This is a genomic window from Haloferax denitrificans ATCC 35960, assembly GCF_000337795.1.
Classification (GTDB): Archaea; Halobacteriota; Halobacteria; order Halobacteriales; family Haloferacaceae; genus Haloferax; species Haloferax denitrificans.
In genome coordinates, this window is the sequence record NZ_AOLP01000002.1 from 1 (window position 1) to 18,574 (window position 18,574).

Here is an 18,574-nt window from a genome sequence, read left to right on the forward strand (position 1 = left end):
GTCAGCGAACTCGTTGCGCTCAACTGGCGTCCAGTCTTCAGTCGTGGTTGGTGCCCACCAGTCGACGTGGTAGTCACCAGGCGCACCAAGAATCTTAACTTGCGCTTCGTCGTCGGGAAGCGGCCGGCGAAGTTTCTCGTCGACGTGGAGATTCCACGTCGTCGTCGCGTCGAATGTGATGATGACCGCCTCATCGTACCCCCGCGACTCAGGCGACTCACGGCACGTCACGCTGGTATTGCACTCTGTGCAGAACACCCCCTCGAAGGGAATGTGCGTGAACGCTTCCGTGCCACACACCGGACACCACAGAAATTCGAACAGCGCCTCGTCGTGACGGAACACGCGCTCGAGACTCATCAATCATTCACCACCGTCGTAGGTATCGTGAGTGAATGGTGTGGAAAACGAGACAACTCGGCTACTGACGTTGGAATCAACATCTGTTACTGCGCCTCCGCCCCTTTGGGCGGCGCAAAAACAACGCCGTAGTGGAGATCTGCTGAACGCGCAATAGAGCTGAATGAGGTACCCTGTCGTAGGAGTTCGGTAATCCGTCGACTGTAAGGTTGTGAATTCACGAATACAATCGTGAAAGTGAGAGGATGAGAGTACATTTCGTCTGTCTTCCTTTGGTGATTGCAGAGTAGTATCCCAATATGAGTCCGGGTGCGACACACCACAGGAAGATTTACTCTGTGTCTACTGCTAACTCCGCGAGGACGTCATCGTGTGAGTTCGTTCGAACGCGCTCGACAAACGCACGTGCAGCAGTGTCAGTCGCAAACACCGACGCATCATAGCCAACGGAACCACCGAACACAGCCCACTCGTCGGTTACCACGCCGCCGGACAGCGGCGTGTATTCGACACGAAAGCGATAGCCGTCTGCCGCGTCGTCGACGACGATTCGAACAGCAATACCACGATCAGGAAACGACTCACTCAGGAGTACCATTGGACACAGCCTCCAAAGTCAGTAATGGACATCAGCGGGAACGATCCACAGATGGTCGTTCGACCCGACGAGTTGCTCAAGCCGCTCGCGATGCCGAACCCCGTCAGCAAACTCGTCGTAGAGGTACACCGCCGGTCCGCGGTAAGCCCCGAGATTGTGGCACGCATGCCTGACGAGGTCCTCATCGCGCATGATCGCCGCAGCGTCGAGGTCGTCAACGCCCTCTCGAACACGCTCGAGATTCCGCTCGAACTCGCGTGTCGTCGCCTGCCACCCGCTCTCGAGGAGTTCCTGGCCGTCCTCCGAGCCAACGGGCTCTGCAGCCGGGAGGTCACCCCACCGGGCGCTGCCGGCGACCGTTGTTGAGTCGTCGTCGAACGTCACATAGTAGTCAAACACCGCCTCGGCGTGCGGGGCAGCACCCACCAGTTGGTCAAATACGTCAGCGGCCCGCGAGAGGGCGTCGTCTGTTGCCGATGCAGTCACGAGAGCGTAGATTACCTGGTGCATTCGTCGTCACCTCGCCGACTCAGGAGTCGATGTCTGTCCGACCCCCTGCGCCGGCGCCTATCGCCGGCGCACACAAACACAACCCACTACGACACGCCAGAAATCACGAGTACAGTTGCACCCGAGGTGGTTGGTGAACCCCTCACAATCAGGTACCATTGGAATGACCTGCCACTCGTGTCAACGTCAAGCACCCGGGTCAGGTCCGTACTGCGGCGTTCGACACACGGAACACTGCCAGACAGGCTCACCAGCCCACGCTGCGGGTGGGCTGTCGTCGCGTGAGTCGAACCGATGCGGTGTCTGCTCGCCACACGACTGACAGCGGAGCAGTTGCCGTGTTGGTGAGGCTGACGACGACTGTGACGACGAGGTATCAGCAGACGCTCGCCGAAGTGCAATCGCTGGGACAACCCACGTCTCTGAGTCCGAGAGCAACTGCTCACGACGGGAGTCCTCAGTAATCTGCGTCCCAGCAGCGTCGTACCACCGGGAGGCAGAACCCTCCGTCGAAGGAGAATTGGACCACAGCGGGACTGTCCTCGCTTTCTCCACGAATCCATCCGCACGTGACCCAGTTACTGGGACAACGTCCGGAAGGTGACCCCATCGCCTCCGGAGTGGCTCTGCGAGCGACTGTTCAAGTGCCGCGATGGGCGTGCACTCGTCAATGGGTGACGAGTGAGAACGCTGCAGTAAGCGTGCTGCGGCAGTCCCTTTTCCGACCGCCCCACGCAAGGACTGTGAGGTGACGAGCAAACAGACGATGCCGTGGAGTGATTGCTCGCGGGGCTCTGAGGTGCGATCTAGGACCGAGACATCCTGTTCGAGGCAGAACCGACACTGGCTCTGGTTCCGAGGAATGGCCCGCTCACAGGTCTGACAGATGTCCGTGTCTATATCGTCACCAACGGGGTAGTCATGCTCTGGAATTGCGTCACCGTGCTCGGTGTGGTCGGGTTCCAACTGCGCGTCCGGAATCTGCATCGCTTCGCCATACGGTCGAAATTCAGCGGTCCGGTCACGGTAGGGTGGCATACCGCGTCGTGGCTGTACGTTCGGATATAAACGTTCGTCCAGTGAGGCCACTCTGAAACCCGGCCGATGGCCAACAAACGTATATGTATTCTTAAACTAGCTACGGACAGCAAAATGCACGACTTGACCGGGTTCCAACGCGACCTGCTGTACGTCACCGCCGGTTTGGACGAGCCACACGGACTCGCAATCAAAGACCAACTCGAAGACTACTACGAAACCGAGATCCACCATGGTCGGCTGTACCCCAATCTCGATACGCTCGTTGAGAAGGGACTGCTCGACAAAGGCGAAAAGGACCGTCGAACGAACGTTTACGCGATCACAGCCAGAGGTCGCCGGGAAATCGAAGCCCGTGACGACTGGGAACAGCAGTACACCAGCGAACTTACCACCTGACTACTACGAGACGAGTGACCGTTTTCTTCGACACCCAGTACAAGTGAGGCAGGCACCTATTTGGATCCGAAATTCACGACCCGTCCTGAGGCGTTTGATTCCTAGTCTAAGTGAGCCACCGAGAGTGCCGGGTATAAGCGCAGCACTCAAACCAACCAGTCCTGCCCATGCGATGCGAAAGACTAGCCCTAGCGAAGCCCCAGTAATCCCAACCCCAGCGAGGTGAATCCCGAACCCAGCGGCAAAGGAGAATACGAACAGCCACGTTCGAACCAGTCCATCGTCTCAAGCAGCAAGGACAGCGCTGACGACCAGTAACCCAAACGCAAGATACACCCATCGAAACACCGATACGAGAATCTCGACCACGCCGCCAACGCCAATTCGGGGTAGTTTAGGAATCTACGGACAGAGCTATGACTTCAGTCAAAAATCAATGACGGTCCTACTCCAGAATGAAAGAGGGAGGGGTACCCTCTGACGTGTATCAGGCCGGGCATCCTGGAACACGCCAATGCTGGTGGTTTAGAGGCACTCAGCACGATTGTAGTGATCTACGACCGTCTTCAACTTGGCGGTTACGTCTATCCTTGAGATGTCGATTAGATGTTTTGACAGGTCGTCGCCGGGGCATTTGCTGGACATTCGTTGGTAGCCCACCTTTTGTTAAGAACTGTGGAACTGCCGATGGCCACTGAGAAACATTTTCAGCTACCCCTCTATCGCTTTGAGAGTGCTGAGGTCTGCGTAGAGGACCTCGCCGTCGCGAACGACGTATCACTTCGCCAGAACCGAACCAACACTTTGTGTACCCCGCAGACTGGATCTCGAGTTCTTCACCGGACTCTAGATAGTTGGCCAGCTTTCGGGGGAACTCGTGAGTGACGAAACCACCTTCGTAGTCTGGAAGCCCATCTCACGAGTTTCGTAGATCTCGAAGGCGTCGTAGCCCCAGATGATGAGCTCACCTTCTTCGTCTACTTCCCAATTCAGGGTCCCGAAGCAATGTGCTTCGCAGAGTTAGCGGACTGCCTGTGCATCGGTTACGGTCGCGCCGGTCGACGTCGTGGCTGCTTGGAGTGTTGCCATTGTTAGTCCTCGAGGGCACTTTCCTACCCCCGCACCCTTTCGGGGGGAATAAAACCGACTGGAAGAGGAGCTGAACCAACGCTGTTCGACCGATCCTTTCCTCAGGATTCGGCCTTGGTGTTTGCTTTCTCCGAAGCATCTGGCCGAGTGAGTAGTCCCACCTGTTCCAGAAGCGTGGTGGCGTCAACGATTCGCTCTCGGTCGGGTGAGTCCAGTTGGTCGATGTCGATGCTGTTGAGGTTGCTGAGTGCGCGATGCAGTCGGTATCCTGGTGTGTCTCGTGGGTCCATCATGTACGCCTCCGCCGACTTCTAGCGCAGAAAAACTCTCTCTGGTCGGTCTTTCGACACTGCCCTCCGCGAATCCTTGACCTACGTAATGAGGTCGTGGCTGCGCGCGCAGCTCCGAAGGAGCGAGCACGGAGCGGAGGGTGGGGCGGTGGGGTCTGGGTCGGCCCGGCCACCAACAAAAAAGAGGGCTGCCTCGCGCCGTTAGGCGTCCCACCAGGCGTCGCGTTCGGGGAACATCACGGTCGTCCACCCCGTCAGTGCCACCGAGACGCGCCCGTCGTACCAGTTCCGCGCCGCTCCGTGAATCCGCACACGTTCGCCCTCGCGAATCCACGGCACGTCCGAGGCCTTCCAACTCGTCAGCTTCACCTGCCCAGTTTCGTCTTCGAGGAGCCCCGCTTGCTGAATCGCCGGCGACTCCGACTCCCACACCGTCGTCAACGTCCCTTCAACGCACACTTCGCGTCGCGACACACCCTCCAGTTTCCCGATCGGCACCATCGTCCCCGGTGCACCCTCAAGTTCCTCGAACACGCTCACAGTTGCTGACATCATGTCCTTGCCACCCAACACTGCCTCGCTCAGCCGCCGACTGATCGCCGCTCGCGACCAGCCATCCAGCTTCTCTGCCAACCGTTTTGCCTGAGAATTCACTGCGCCCAACTGTGCTTGGGTCAACTCCGTCCGGGGATCCGCCCGGTCGGGGTCAGCCATCGGGTTCACACTCGCTGCGCGCTTCTGGAACTGCCGCCGTCGCGCAGCGCTCCGCTCGGCCGCAATCACCCGCGACCGCGCCTCACGACCCTCTTGCGACCCCAGTTCCGCACGGGCACTAATCCGTTCGAGTTCAGCTTCCCGCGCTCGAATGCGCTCTTCTTGGGCCAACGTCACGCCGTCAATCCGTTCGTCGCTCGTGTCTGCGATCCCATCTGGGTGGTTCGCATCCACCTTTGCCTGAATCTCCTGTTGCACCGTCGCCTGGAACTGCGGCGTCTCGTCGACGACCTCAAACCCGTCTTCGTCGACCGCCGTCTCGTCCGCGTGTTCGAACGCCTGTTCAGCCACCGAAACTACCTTTCGACTGGAGTTGTTACTAGACATTGGAACTGACACGTTCCTGAAGGCGCTCACGCGCCGACACCCGCGATCCTATTCGCGGGATTCTCACGAACCAACCTGCTTGAGCCACGGCTCCGACGTCGACCGATGACGCCGTCACCGAGGTGCCCGCGCCGCGCCTTCACGCCGGACCCTGTCCGGCGCGGCGCGGCACCGACGGCACCCCAACAAACGAGTGCGGGGGGTGAACCTCGAGGTGAGCGCGCGGTCACCGCCATATACCCAGCCGGTCACCGCGGGTCGGCGCCTCGCCGACGCCCGTCCGTCGGCAGACGCAACGGAAGCGGCCGCGGCGCCGAGACGGCACGGCCGGGGGGTATACGGTGGTGAACGGCGTCGCATACGGCCACAGCGAGGCCGCAGAGAGCGAGGACCCGCCGGACCAGCACCGCGCCCGGACCCGCACGAGCCTGTCCCGTCCGTCGCAGACGCAACGGAAACGCCTCGTGCGGCAGCCCGGTGCGGGCTGGACGCCCGCGGACCCACAGCTCGTCGCGGCCGAGTTTGAGCGCACGCCCGGCAGGCCGCACAGCCAGCCCTGAGTGAGCCCCGGACCGTGGCATATTGGGGGTGAGCACGGCGAGCCCCCAGTAGCCACCGCAGCCCGGGCGAACGAGGGGTGAGGGCAATCGCCCGAACGGCGAGCAGCCCGCCCGGACCGCGCAAGCGGCCACGTCTGAGCCAGCCGGCCGGCGGCGCGACCGCAGCGAGGGAGCGCCGACCCAACGGCTGGTGAAGATGCAGCCAGCCCGGTCTCGGTCACGGCCCGGTCGCGGGCCGAGCGCTCGCAGGCCCGCCCTCGGGGCTGATCGGTATCGGGTGGCTGCACGCGGCCCGACCCGGCCCCGCGACCGTGCCCCGTCCGTCGCAGACGCAACGGCAGCGCGAAACGCCCGGGCCCGGCAGGAACGGGCTGCCCGCCGGAGCGCGCACAACCCGAGCAGTCGCCCCCCAAACGTACCTACACAGCTCACCTCCCAAACACGAGAGATTGCTAGTTTCTACTCGCTAGCTTGCTATCCAGATCGTTGAGGACGTGACCCTCGTCTCCATCCCAAAAGAAACACAAACAACAGAGTATCACACGCTTGCTTCGAACATCGCAGCAGTACGAGGCCGTTAGAGATGCTCTCCAAAAACTAACTCAGCAAACGTCGTCCAACTCTCACCACGTGATCTCAAATCGTGCGCCGCCTTCAGAACCCGTTGTAACGGCAATATCCCAACCATGGCCCTCGACAATTTGAGAGACGATCGAGAGCCCATAGCCAGTTCCGTCAGCAGTTGTCGAATATCCATGGGTAAATATCTCTGACCGAATCGGCTCAGCGATTCCGGGGCCATCATCTTCGATATAGAGTCCCGTATCGTCAGGGAGGCTTCCAACAGTCACAGTCGCCCCAGCACCAGCATGTTCAACGGCATTGCGAAACAAGTTCTCTAGTAGTTCCTGAAAACGACTCTTATCCGCGGTTATTACTCCAAGGTCATCTTCAACTTGGAGCGTCGCTTGCTGTGTCTCAATACTACTCCACGATGCACGGAGACATTCACGGATGTCAACCGACTCGGTCTCACCAACGACTTCACCCTTTTTTGAGAGGGCAAGAATGTCGCTAACGAGATTATCGATCCGACTAAGTGACGCTAAAACTCGCTCCAGCTCAGGGGTCTCGGACTGTTCATGGGCGATCTCAGTATACCCGTAGGCGATAGAGAGTGGATTCCGAATATCATGTGTTAAGATGTCGGCGAACTCATTCAGCCGATCCTTCTGGTCTTGAAGCTGGGACTCCCGCTTTCGCTGCTCGGTGATGTCCCGAATAATGCCAGTAAAGTACTGTTCGCCATTGTGTTCGTGTTCACGAAGGCTGATAAGCGTCGGAACTTCGTGTCCGTCCTTGTGCAACGCCGGGAGCTCGATCCCATCCCAGTCGATATTGCGCTCTCCTGTCGCCACATACGAGGCTAATGCAGCCCCGTGGACTGCTTCTAAGCGCTCTGGGATGATTTTCATTTTCGAACTGCCAATCAATTCAGCGGGAGCATATCCGAGAATGTCTTCAACGGCCGGATTAGCATACACGATATTGCTGTCCGCATCGATTGTCAACATCCCCTCTGCCGCATTTTCCACTAGTGTTTGGTAAAAATCATCGGCAGAGGTTGGAGGGGGACGAGAACCGTTCATATAATATCACTTTTACTCTTCGGTAGTTAAACGTTCTTCAGGGTATTGCGGCGAGATCGGCTATTACCCGTCAAACTGCCTATCCAATCACTTACTGCTAACCTCAAATCAGACTCCATGAAGAACGTTCCGCCGTCAATCTGGACGATCGACGAGTAACCACGGGTTGGCGGACAACACCAACAACCACCCTCAGGCTCTGGTTTCTGGAGGGGGGGAGGGGGGTGGAATGGTACACAAGAACCTCAATCGCGCCGCCGGCTCCAATTAGGGCTGGTCGAGAAATCTGCGGACAAACTCATGATGTCAGTCAGGACACAATGACGGTTCTACTTCAGAGTGAAAGGTGAAGGGGTACCTTCGGCGTGTATCAGGCCGGGCATCCTGAGACACGCCAATGCTGGTGGCTTAGAGGCACTCAGCACTATTCTAGTCAGTTATCACCGTATTCAACTTGGCGGTTTACCTATCCTTGAGATATAGATAGGAATTTTGTATTGTGAAACAGAACAGGACTCATCAAACGAAGACCGGGGGTCACCAGTCGTACTCCCGGTGGATCTGGCGACCTTCCTCGTTCAACAGCGGCCCGACAACGTCACTGACTCCAGCAAGGATCTCTGTGGACCAGACTACGGGCTCATTTCCGGTGAACGCGGCGATTTCATCACTTCCGACACTGTAGACGATTTGTCCGAACCCAGCTGTCGTCATCCCGCCAGCACACATCGGACAGGGTTCGGTGCTTGTATACATTACCATAGAAGCACGTTCATCGGGATCGAACTCCCGGCATGCACGGTAAGCGAGGTGGAGTTCGGGATGGCGCCGGATGTCGTCGTCCGTGATCTCGCGATTCGAATCGCTCATAATAACTGTATCGTCGCGGACGAGCACGGAGCCGAACAGTTCGTCGCCACGGGCGGCAGCCTCACGCGCCAGTTCGAAAGTCTCGCGCAGATGTGCGTCGTGATCGTATTCGTCGAACGTGGGAGCAGTCACAACTGCGTAGTAGTTCGTGGATGGGATACTTGTTTGGAACGGCACTCGGGGGTTTTGTCTGGCCTCACAATGTTCAGCACTGGCCCTGTCACTGCCGCATTGGTGAACGGCCTGCACTCACGGGGTTTGTTCTTCACAAGGTACTCGGGGACGAGGGTGTTCAGAACCATTACGGTCGTGGGTTGAGTTGAGAACACGGTCGGCGCACCCATCGAAAAAGACCGGCGAGCGGCCATCAAGCGAGAGTAGGATAAATGGAATGGAGACGAACTCTTCGGGACTCGTCGGCGCGGCGAGTAGTGCGATTGTGATGCTCACGGTCACACTCCTTGGCGACCTCTTTACCGGTAACCAACGACACATGTTGATCGGAACGAACGCGACGATTCTCGCAGTTGATGCAGTTGGCTATCCGCTGCTCAGTGGGGCACTTGTAACACTGGACTGGCCGGCTCCATTCGCGTGTTTCCTTCTCGCCTTGCTCGTGGCATTCCCTTGGATAACGTTGCTGGAAGAACCCAAGCGGGACAGAACGAGATTCACTGTCGAGCTTCGCGAATTCGACGAACGGTTGCCTCGGCAAGCTGTGTAACTGACAACTGCGCCCGCTGTTTCTAGTTCTTGAACCAGTACAGTACGTCACTACCGTATACACTCAGGGGGAGTTCGACAGCGGTCGCAGTCTGATTCCCGACCGCACAAACAGTGGTTCCCCGCTGTTCCCACCCCGCAGTCGTAATTAGGTCGACACCCGTCTCGCTCGTGAAGACACAGTAGTCCGCATGCTTTGGAACTCGATTAGTCGGGGTGATTGGCAACATCGAGTCTGGGATTGAGATACATCGAGTCTGGGATTGAGATACATCGAGTCTGGGATTGAGATACATCGAGTGACTGAAAATACTCAACCCCCTCAATGATGCAGTTGTCGTAAGAACGAAGAACAGCCATCGTTGGCTGAGACATGCCAGAGAGGCAGTCGATGCTGGACTTGTGTGTATCGAGGATCGGACGATCTGGCTCGAACGAATTCGGGCGTAGATGGATCAATCTCTTTCACAGAACGCGCTGTCATCGGTAGCTGACCCTGCGTCTGAGTATCATTAATTCTCCTCTTTACTTAATATATTGCTTGTAGTTTTTGTATTATACAAATAGTTTTGTTTTACAGCAATATACTTGCGGCTTCAGAGAACCACGTTTGGACGGCTCCAAATGTAATTCGCATGGTAGCGGCCCCAAACCCAAACGAGATCAAACTCACCATAACGACGAAATTAGCCTTTGAATCGTTGGGACTAAGGAGAAAGGTAAGCAGTGCGAGCATCCCCGATATCGCACAGATGAAGAGACCTGTCAGGAATATCAGGCCCGTGAAAAACGGGTCAGTGAAACCCATCACGGAATACGCTGGTTCATAGACCCCAACGAACGATAAACTGAAGCCGACAACGACGTATCCGAGAAAGCAGATAGTACAAAGAATGGCTCCAGAAGTAACCAGTTGATACAGGCGAAGAAAACCTCTCTCAAACGGGGTGGTTGGCTTTCGGACCCGTCTGAATGGTTGGTAGTCCATCTCCCTACGGCCAAAGTCCCCGCGCCTCGTGGGCCTCCGCAATTCGAGACAGTGCCACGATGTAGGCTGCATCACGCCAGGTGACGTCTTGCTCCTCGAATTCTGCTCGAACTGCATCCCAGGCGGCCTGCATCTCTGTTTCGAGCTCATTGTTCACGCGTTCAAGCGACCACGACCGGCGATTGATGTCCTGGAGCCACTCGAAGTACGAGACAGTGACACCACCAGCGTTGGCGAGAATATCAGGAATCACAGCGACGTCCCGATCAGCCAGAATCGTACTGGCTGTTGAGGTGGTAGGGCCATTCGCTCCCTCGACAACGAGGTCAGCAGCAATTTCATTGGCGTTCTCGCTGGTAATCACATTTCCGAGGGCTGCAGGGATGAGTACGTCGACATTGAGGGTAAGCAACTCGTCGTTCGAGATCACGGTATCCGCGTATTCCGTGACTGCTTCGGGTTCCTCGTCGTGAGAAGGTACGACGGCAGTATCAATTCCGTCCAAGTCGTACATCGCACCATTCACGTCGCTGATCGCGACGACGGTGGCTCCCCATTTGTCGAGCAAGCGGGCAGCGTTCGCACCGACACTCCCATATCCTTGGACGGCAATCGTCGTACCCTCAAGGTCATTGTCGTAGTATTCGCAGGCCTGTCTCGTAATGATCGCCACACTCCGACCGGGTGCTTCCTCGCGGCCTTCACTTCCACCGACCACCGGCGGCTTCCCAGTGACGACTCCCGGTGTTGTTTCGCCCTCCTGCATTGAGTAGGCATCCATCAACCACGCCATCGTTTGTGGGTCAGTACCCATATCTGGGGCAGGAATATCCCGATTCGGCCCGATAACATCCCTAATTTCCTGTGCGAACCGTCGGGTGAGCCGTTCCTTCTCTTTCGTGCTCAATTCCTTCGGGTTGACAGCGACGCCACCTTTGGCGCCTCCGAACGGGAGGTCCATGACCGCACATTTCCAGGTCATCCACATGCCTAGGCCGACACACTCGTCTCTGGTTACGTCGGGGTGATATCGCAGGCCACCCTTGTATGGGCCTCTGACGCTGTCGTGTTGGGCGCGGTACCCGGTGAAGACATCAACGGTACCGTCTTCACGTTCGATCGGGAGAGTAACCTCGTGGACCTTCTTTGGGTGCTTGAGACGCTCGATGATATGCTGGTCGAAATCAAGGTGGTCGGCGGCGTGGTGAAGCTGGCGGCGGGCCGTTTCAAGCGCTGATTCCGGCTCAACAGGTTCTACTGTCGAGTTCTCCATCTTATCGGAGTTCGTAGTGGATTCGGATGCCATAGTCATTCGAGCGGTATTCGGCGGTTTCTCACCGGCCCGCCACAGTCGGGGCACTGGGCAGGGCGATCTTCGGCAATGATGATACTGCCACACTCGAAGCACTCGTAGGGTGTTTTCTCGTCTGGTTCAGAGTTGACATCTCTCATTGTAAGTTCACGAGTGCTGCCGGGGTGGAGTGGCGCACTCTATGAGGGTATAATAAGTGTATAAGGGAATACTTGGCTGTTGACTATCAAACATTAGAGTGACCAATAGGTTTGTTATTAAACCATATCAGCAGGCGCGGCGACTGGGAGATTGTTCCCTTCAAATAGTGTAGTAAACAGTTTCCGTTGGACGGTCCGGGCATGTTGGTAGAACGCGGGTGGGGAGATGCCGAGTGTCTCCGCTACCTCTTCGCCCGTGTTCTCGCGCGGCGATTCGAAGAAGCCACTGTAGTATGCTGTTTGGAGCACTTCCAGTTGCCGCTCTGTCACCAAATCCAGGAACTCCGAATAGAGATTGTGTTCTGCAGTCTGATCGAGTGTCTGCTTGGCGCGCAGTTCCACGCCAGCAAACGTCTCACGGACGAGCTGTGTGATCGTTCGAACATCGATGCTCTCTGGGATATCGATGATGAGTGTCGTCGTGGTCGGATTAGCAGTCGCTTCGCGGAAGACGGCACCGTGATCAGCCAGCTCCAGAGCGAGAAACGGCTGTGTGAGTCGAAGCCGCAGAACGCCCTCCTCACCATCCGCGCTGATCTGTTGCACTTCGTCGATCCCGACCAACTGCGAGGCGGCGTCCGCTACATCGTTTACTACCCGGTCTTCGACGGTCACGAATACGTAGCTACCTTCTGTGGATTGCTGGACACCACCCTGATATGAGAGAGTACACTCCGCGTCCTGTGCAAGCCGTGAGAGAACAAACTTCGGATCCTCGATGGTGAATTCGACGCGGGTCATCGACGTCGAGAGCAATGCATTCTTCCGTTCGATCGCACTCAACGCGGACGCGATGGTCTCGCCGAGTTCCCCCAGAACCGCCTTCGCCGTCTCGTCGAACGCATTCTGGGTCGGTGCGTACACCGTTAACACACCGTGCATGAGGTCATTGTACACGAGTGGGATACTCAATACCGAAAGGTAGTCCCGAGAGATAGCGTCTTTCCGCCACGCTTCGTCACGAAGCCCAGCAGCGACGTTCGTCACCATCGTCACATCGCCGGTAGCGGCGGTCTGACCGGCTGGCTCTGTTCCTGCGGCTCGAACGGCAAAGGACTGACTATCCAAGTACCCTTGCTCGTCGCCTGCCCAAGCTCGGGGGTCGATAATGTTGGTCGTCGGATCGTTCGTCCCGATCCAGGCGAATCGGAACCGGTCGTCGGCAGTCAACAGCTCACAGACCGTGTGGTCGATTTCCTCGCGAGTCTCCGCTTGCACGAGGGCTTGGTCGATCTCCCGAATCATCTCGTTGATGCGATTCAGAGCGGAAAGCTGCTTGTTTTGCGTCTGGAGTGTTCGGTCCTGTTCCCGAAGTTGTGATTCCCGTGTGACGCGATTAAGCGCTGCCTCGGCAGTGGCCGCGAGCAGATCGGTTAACTCTCGCGTTACGTCGTCAAACGCACCGATCTGGTCCGAACCTGCAACGAATACGCCGTGGCTGCCGAGCGGGATATAGGCCACACTTCGGAGGTCAGTAGCCCGGTTTTCGAGCCGGTCTGCATCGTGAACGTCATCGAAGAACAGCGCCTCGTCTTCGACGAAACTGTAGCTCGGGAGCGTTTCACCGTCGGCGTGTACAGTTGGGAGTGGGCCGTTCAGCTCGGTGAGTGTTGTTGAGTGGGCTGCGGGCCGAAGGGTGTTGGCCTCACCATCAAAGAGATAGACCGCACTCGCATCCAGATTGAGTACACCAGGTGTGTCATCGACGACGTGCTGGGCGATTTCCTGATGGGTTTCTGCGTAGAGGAAGTCGCGGGCCGTCTCGTGGAGCGTGGCGAGAGCTTCCTCACGCTGCTTGCGTTTCGTAATTTCCCGACAGCTGAAAAGAAGGGTGCCATCCTGGATCGAAACCTCGCGAACGTTGACGAGGAGCGTATGCTCACGTCCAGCTTTGTCTGTCGCCGTGGTTTCGATGTTCTTGAGCACCCCGTCTTCCGTGAGTTTTTCTCGGTCGAAGAGATCCTCTCCGAGGAGGTCATTGATCGTTCCTAGCCCCCTTATTTCTTCGACTGTGTATCCAAATATAAAATGGGCGTTGGGACAGACGTAGGTGTACTCACCGTCCTCGTCCGTGATGAGGACGGTGTCGGTCATGTTGTTGAGCGTAACGCGATGGAGTTCCTCTGATTGCCGGAGATTCCGTTCGAGGTCGACGCGCTCGGTGATGTCGACACCTTCAACAACGATTGAAACGATATCACCGCGCTCATTCTCAACCGGGCGGACAGAGAGGTCGATAACCCGCTGTTCATCGGCCTCTGGTGGTTGTGGAACAACCGCCTTGCCGAACGACCCGTTGAGTGCTTTCTCCACGAGTTGGTGGACATCCGTATTCGTCGCACCGGCCTGTGACCACCACGGAAGCGTCCAAAACGGTTCGCCGATGATTGTGTCGATATCGTCATCGACCATCTCTCGTGCTGTTTCATTCACCCGGGCAAGTACGCCCTCTGGGTCTAGCACCCACGTCGCAGTTCGCGAATCGTTGAACATCGCATCGAATTGCCTAGCCCTCTCCCGGTTCGTGGCCGATTGCTGTGCAGCCCGAATCGCACGTCCGGTTCGTTCGGTGAGTTCATCAGTCATCTGTGCTGCCGGGTCCGAGAGAACGATGTAATCGGTGACTCCCGCTTCAATGGCTTCACTAGCGATGGCTTCGCTCCCGGTAGTAGTCCCAAGGAGGACGGGAAGTGCACTGGTTTCCTCGCGAATTTCTCGGAGGAGGTCAAGCCCAGTCGTCTCGTCGAGTGCGTACTCGCTAATGAGACAATCCGTAGGCTGCTTCCGGACGATTCCAATGGCTTCTGTCTTGGTTCGAACGTGTTGTACATTGGCATCGGTCCGTCTCTTGAGCGTCGTGGCAAATTGCGTGAGCCAGTCGTTCATCCCGACGAGCAACACAGTCGACGAATCCAGAATGGGTGGAGAAGCGGCCATTATTCGAACACAGGGGGACAACTACGATTCCACTTGGTGCCGATTCGAATCTGCCTCCAGCGTCGGTACTGGCCCAGATTGGAATGTAGATACATTGCTAATTAATTATCTAACCCCCTATTCGATAAAGCCATTTGTTATTTAACCGCTAGATATGACCAAGGTACCAACCGATGAGGTTGTCGAGTCAGGCGGTGCTAGTAGAGGTTATGCCGCCGGAGATAGTTCACCGGTACCACCAAACAGCCGAACTCGATTTTTGGCCGTCCTTCTTCGTACGGTACCCCTTTGGAACTTGAGGAGGTCATCGCTGACGTTCTTCTGCTCGCTCTTCTCGACCTCGATGGCGATGCGGGCGTCGCCGTCGTAGAGGTCGACGCTGTAGTTGAAACCCAGATGCGACCAGGCTTGCAGTTCGGGTTGTGGCCGTCGGCGATTGCGGCATCGAATCCGACGACCTCCGTGTGTTTCGTTGAGCCGTCGAAGACGCTGGCCGGGACGGCCTCGACGGCTTCCCGAATCGACGCCAGTGCATCGTCCGGAAACGCCTTGGGTGAGGTTTGGGTGCGACGCGCGTTCAGTATAGCTACCTGATTGGAACGCAGTTCTAGCTGACTGAACGTGTTCCAGTAACAGATCAGTTGTGTCTGTGGAGAGCTTTACTATCCCGAGATTTCAAATCGCTTTGAGATGGCCATAGAGAGTTTGAGTCACATTAATAGTCATTGAATCGATGGATATGGTATGAAATCTTCTCCGGGAGAGGAACCGCAAGTACTTCTTGTCGACCCAGACGGGAGACTTGAGACACATCTCTCGGACGCACTTACGTCGGCCGGTTTCGGGACCCTTACGGTGACATCGGCAGCGGAGTGTATCGCGCTTGTCAAAGAATCTGCGGTTGATGGAGTAATTAGTCGGCACGGCCTTCCCGAGATGGACGGATCAACGCTACTCCGTTCGATCCGGGTCTCTAAGCCCTACCTCCCTGTTCTCTTGCTATCCCCTACGAACGAGTCAGTACAGGGAAGGGGACCCTCCACCGTGAGTGCTGTTTTCGATGAGACTACACCTGAGGCCATCGTCTCGGAACTGAGTGGGCTGATGGACGAGGAGGTGGAAGGACATCAACGATATAAACATCTGATCGAGATGTCTCCCGCACCAATCAACATTTTTGACCGTGACGGGCGTTCGGTCTGGTGTAACGATGCAGTTGTAGAGATGTTCGGCTTGAGTGACCGAGAGGAATTCCTCGGACGGTCAATTCTCGAGATGATCCATCCTGACGACCGAGAACGGGCTCAAGAGGAGATACTCTCCGTTATCGAGGAGAAAGAATCCGTGGGACCGACGCGAATGAGACTCCGTCGCGATGATGGGAGCGTCCGGTATATCCGCGTCTCTACGGCAATTGGGGAATACCTCGGAACAGATATCGGGCAGGCGATCGCCATCGACGAGACAAGCCGTATCGAACGGGAGCGCCAGCTGAAAGTGCTGGATAACTGGTTGCGGCACAATATCCGAAACAAAATGGCCATCATCAGGGGACTGGCAGAGGACATCCAGGCAGACCGCGTAGACGATGTGGCCGAGAGTGCCCGTAAGATCCAAGAGCACACGGATACGCTGGTTCAGCAAGCGGATCACGAACGACGGATCATCCAGCTTCTCGAGACGGACCGAAAGCAGACCCACGTCACGGTGGCTGTCGACGACATCGTGGCCAAGGTGATCAACGATGCACGCGAGGACTATCCCGCCGCGAACATCACAGTCCCCACAATGGAGTCGTTCCACGCCGATGCAATAGCAGAACTCGATATAGCGGTTCGAGAACTCGTCGAGAACGCAATCATCCATAACGACACCGAGGTTCCCGAGGTGATGGTAGAAGTCGAAGACGCCACGCCAGAAAACTGTGTCATCCGTATCACGGATAACGGACCCGGCATTCCAGAGATTGAGCAGAGCTACCTCCAGTTGGACAAGGAGATCGATGAACTGCAGCACGGTTCTGGCCTCGGCCTCGTCCTCGTGTATTGGGTTGTTCGACTTTCTGAGGGGACCATCACAGCCACAGACAACGACCCACGGGGGAGTGTCGTGACCATTAATCTCCAGAAGGGATGACCCGAATAACTCCACGATCGATGGTCTACGTGGATTTCATTGTCAGCAAGCAGCTGTAAGAGACTGAACAGCACTGTGATGAAGAGTGCCCAGCATCAGTCTGCTCGCGGGTCGCAATAGCCGACGACAGCGACGTCGTCGCAACTAGGATGCGGGTGACGCGGTGGCCCGACTCCGTCGCGACGAGGACTGTCCTTGTCGTCGACGTCAACCACACCAACCGTGTCATCTCGCTCGCACGGCAGGCACACCTGCTGAACACGTATCCGGTTGGAGGCCACGCCAGTTTCAACGTTGGTTTCTCGCAAGATTTTCAGTACTGCCTGGAAGAAGACGAAGACGTCAATCCAACCCCGGCGACACGACCGTCGCTCCACTGTTTGATGGTGCTGTTCATCTCGTCGCCTCGTGTGTCGCTCTCCTCGAAGAAAACGACGAGTCATCAGGAGGCCTTCTGTTCACAGAATCGAGTTCACCGCGACTGCATCTGTTCAGACCTGGGCGTTCGAAACCGCAAGCGAACGCATATGTCTCCGGCCCCCGCAGCGTCGCTATGTCTCTCTCGTGGAGTTGTTACCGTTGTGGGGAGCGCTACGACGATGGCACCCGAGTCAGGTGCGCCTGCGGGGAACCGCTCTGGGTCGACACGGACCCGACGCCATTCTCGTGGGGGGACTGTCGAGATCGGGACGGGATGTGGCGCTACGAGGCGCTGTTGCCGATCGACCGGCCCGAGGGCGTCGCACGGGCTGCAGGCGGCACGCCCCTCGTCAGGAGCCCCGGACTCGACGACACAGCGGGCGCTCGGGTGTTCGTCAAAGATGAGGGCGAGAATCCAACCGGCGCGTACAAGGACCGCGGGAGCGCGGTGGCCGTCCCTCACACGGCCGCGACCGGTGGCGACGTCGTCGGCACGTCTCGTACGGCAACATGGCGATCAGCACCGCTGCCCACGCGGCGAGCCTCGATCGAGAGTGCGTCGTGTTCGTTCCGGAGCGGACCTCGTCAGTGCGGCTGGAACTCATCGCTCAGTACGAGCCGGCCATCGTACAGGTCGCCGGCGACTACGGGAAGCTGTACGGGGACGCGCTTGAGCTGTCCGAGCGCCTCCCGATCGACGTGCTCGTGAGCGACGTGCCCACCCGCATCAGCGGGTACAAAACGGCACTGTTCGAGATCTACGAGTCGCTCGCCCCGGCGGCGCCCGACGTGATCGCGCTACCGGCGAGCTCCGGTGGATTCGCTTCGGGGATCTGGCTAGGAATCCGGGACCTCAAGCGCGCGGGACTGATCGCGGAGCCGCCGCGCCTGTATCTCATCCAGACCGCGACAGCCGACCCGCTAACGCGGGCGTTCGAGGCCGGGGAGACGGAGCCGACGCCGCTGTCACCCGACGAGACCGGCGACACCATCGCTCACTCGATTGGGAACCCGGACCCGCCGAGCGGCGCTCGTGCGCTCGCCGCGGTTCGCGATACTGACGGCGCCGTCGTCTCCGTTACCGACGACGAGATACGGACCGCTCAGCGCCGGTTTGCCGTCGACGGCGGGTTCTGCGTCGAGCCGGCGTCCGCGACGACGCTAGCCGGCGTGTCACGCCTCGCGGATCGCGGCGATATCGCCGCTGATGAGTCCGTTGTTCTCGTGCCGACCGGGACGGGATTCAAGGAGATGGGAACCAGCGAGGCGGAGGTCGCGACTGAGACGGTCCACAGAGACGCTCTTCAGGATCGGCTCGAGTCGCTGCTCGCCCCGTAGCGCTCGCGGTTCGGGTCGAGAGATATATTTCAGTGGCTCTGTTGAAATCCTTGGAA

The 18,574-nt window shown here is 57.7% G+C and carries 13 protein-coding genes and 3 pseudogenes; 4 read left to right on the forward strand and 12 right to left on the reverse strand.

The window, feature by feature from the left end:
- The 3 genes from C438_RS02160 to C438_RS02170 form a co-directional block, all read right to left on the reverse strand.
- Positions 1 to 360, reverse strand: a 360-nt coding sequence (locus C438_RS02160) for a DUF7567 family protein (RefSeq protein WP_004967600.1), incomplete at its 3' end; no start/stop codon positions are given.
- A 331-nt stretch (positions 361 to 691) separates the two neighbouring features.
- Positions 692 to 958 (reverse strand): hypothetical protein, encoded by a 267-nt coding sequence (locus C438_RS02165; protein ID WP_004967601.1) that lies wholly within the window; start codon positions 956 to 958, stop codon positions 692 to 694.
- An 18-nt stretch (positions 959 to 976) separates the two neighbouring features.
- Positions 977 to 1,468: a hypothetical protein gene (locus C438_RS02170; protein ID WP_004967602.1), complete on the reverse strand. Its 492-nt coding sequence runs from the start codon at positions 1,466 to 1,468 to the stop codon at positions 977 to 979.
- 1,152 nt (positions 1,469 to 2,620) lie between these two features.
- Here C438_RS02170 and C438_RS02175 point away from each other — a divergent pair.
- Positions 2,621 to 2,905 (forward strand): PadR family transcriptional regulator, encoded by a 285-nt coding sequence (locus C438_RS02175; protein ID WP_004967603.1) that lies wholly within the window; start codon positions 2,621 to 2,623, stop codon positions 2,903 to 2,905.
- Between the two features lie 711 nt (positions 2,906 to 3,616).
- Here C438_RS02175 and C438_RS18770 read toward each other — a convergent pair.
- The 5 genes and pseudogenes from C438_RS18770 to C438_RS02190 all read right to left on the reverse strand — a co-directional run bounded on the left by C438_RS18770 (position 3,617) and on the right by C438_RS02190 (position 8,596).
- Positions 3,617 to 3,994, reverse strand: a pseudogene (locus C438_RS18770) (hypothetical protein).
- Positions 3,995 to 4,095: 101 nt separating this feature from the next.
- Positions 4,096 to 4,284 carry a hypothetical protein gene (locus C438_RS18775; RefSeq protein WP_083899926.1) on the reverse strand — a complete coding sequence of 63 codons (189 nt, stop codon included), beginning with the start codon at positions 4,282 to 4,284 and terminating at the stop codon, positions 4,096 to 4,098.
- Between the two features lie 201 nt (positions 4,285 to 4,485).
- Positions 4,486 to 5,385, reverse strand: a complete 900-nt coding sequence (locus tag C438_RS02180) for an SOSS complex subunit B family protein (RefSeq protein ID WP_004967604.1) — start codon at positions 5,383 to 5,385, stop codon at positions 4,486 to 4,488.
- Between the two features lie 1,183 nt (positions 5,386 to 6,568).
- On the reverse strand, positions 6,569 to 7,594 hold the full coding sequence (locus C438_RS02185) for a two-component system sensor histidine kinase NtrB (RefSeq protein WP_049917664.1): 1,026 nt from the start codon (positions 7,592 to 7,594) through the stop codon (positions 6,569 to 6,571).
- Between the two features lie 537 nt (positions 7,595 to 8,131).
- Positions 8,132 to 8,596: a nucleoside deaminase gene (locus tag C438_RS02190; protein ID WP_004967607.1), complete on the reverse strand. Its 465-nt coding sequence runs from the start codon at positions 8,594 to 8,596 to the stop codon at positions 8,132 to 8,134.
- 310 nt (positions 8,597 to 8,906) lie between these two features.
- Between C438_RS02190 and C438_RS02195 the strand changes: the two genes are divergently transcribed.
- The gene (locus tag C438_RS02195; protein WP_049917665.1) at positions 8,907 to 9,188 is read left to right on the forward strand and encodes a hypothetical protein; all 282 of its coding nucleotides are present in this window, start codon (positions 8,907 to 8,909) and stop codon (positions 9,186 to 9,188) included.
- A gap of 991 nt (positions 9,189 to 10,179) precedes the next feature.
- Here the strand turns inward: C438_RS02195 and gdhB are convergent.
- The 4 genes and pseudogenes from gdhB to C438_RS20145 all read right to left on the reverse strand — a co-directional run.
- Positions 10,180 to 11,487 carry a glutamate dehydrogenase GdhB gene (gene gdhB / locus C438_RS02205; protein ID WP_152421732.1) on the reverse strand — a complete coding sequence of 436 codons (1,308 nt, stop codon included), beginning with the start codon at positions 11,485 to 11,487 and terminating at the stop codon, positions 10,180 to 10,182.
- Positions 11,484 to 11,627, reverse strand: coding sequence for a rubrerythrin-like domain-containing protein (locus C438_RS19260; RefSeq protein ID WP_004967611.1), 144 nt, complete (start codon positions 11,625 to 11,627; stop codon positions 11,484 to 11,486). The genes gdhB and C438_RS19260 overlap by 4 nt, the downstream gene beginning before the upstream one ends.
- Before the next feature lie 117 nt (positions 11,628 to 11,744).
- Complete coding sequence (locus tag C438_RS02210) at positions 11,745 to 14,624, reverse strand: bacterio-opsin activator domain-containing protein (RefSeq protein WP_004967612.1); 2,880 nt, start codon at positions 14,622 to 14,624, stop codon at positions 11,745 to 11,747.
- 200 nt (positions 14,625 to 14,824) lie between these two features.
- A pseudogene (locus C438_RS20145) lies at positions 14,825 to 15,229 on the reverse strand (hypothetical protein); the annotation flags it as partial.
- A 139-nt stretch (positions 15,230 to 15,368) separates the two neighbouring features.
- Here C438_RS20145 and C438_RS02220 point away from each other — a divergent pair.
- Together C438_RS02220 and C438_RS02225 are read left to right on the forward strand one after the other, a co-directional pair.
- Positions 15,369 to 16,760: a PAS domain S-box protein gene (locus C438_RS02220; protein ID WP_083899915.1), complete on the forward strand. Its 1,392-nt coding sequence runs from the start codon at positions 15,369 to 15,371 to the stop codon at positions 16,758 to 16,760.
- A gap of 694 nt (positions 16,761 to 17,454) precedes the next feature.
- A pseudogene (locus tag C438_RS02225) lies at positions 17,455 to 18,518 on the forward strand (threonine synthase).
- Positions 18,519 to 18,574: the final 56 nt, after the last annotated feature.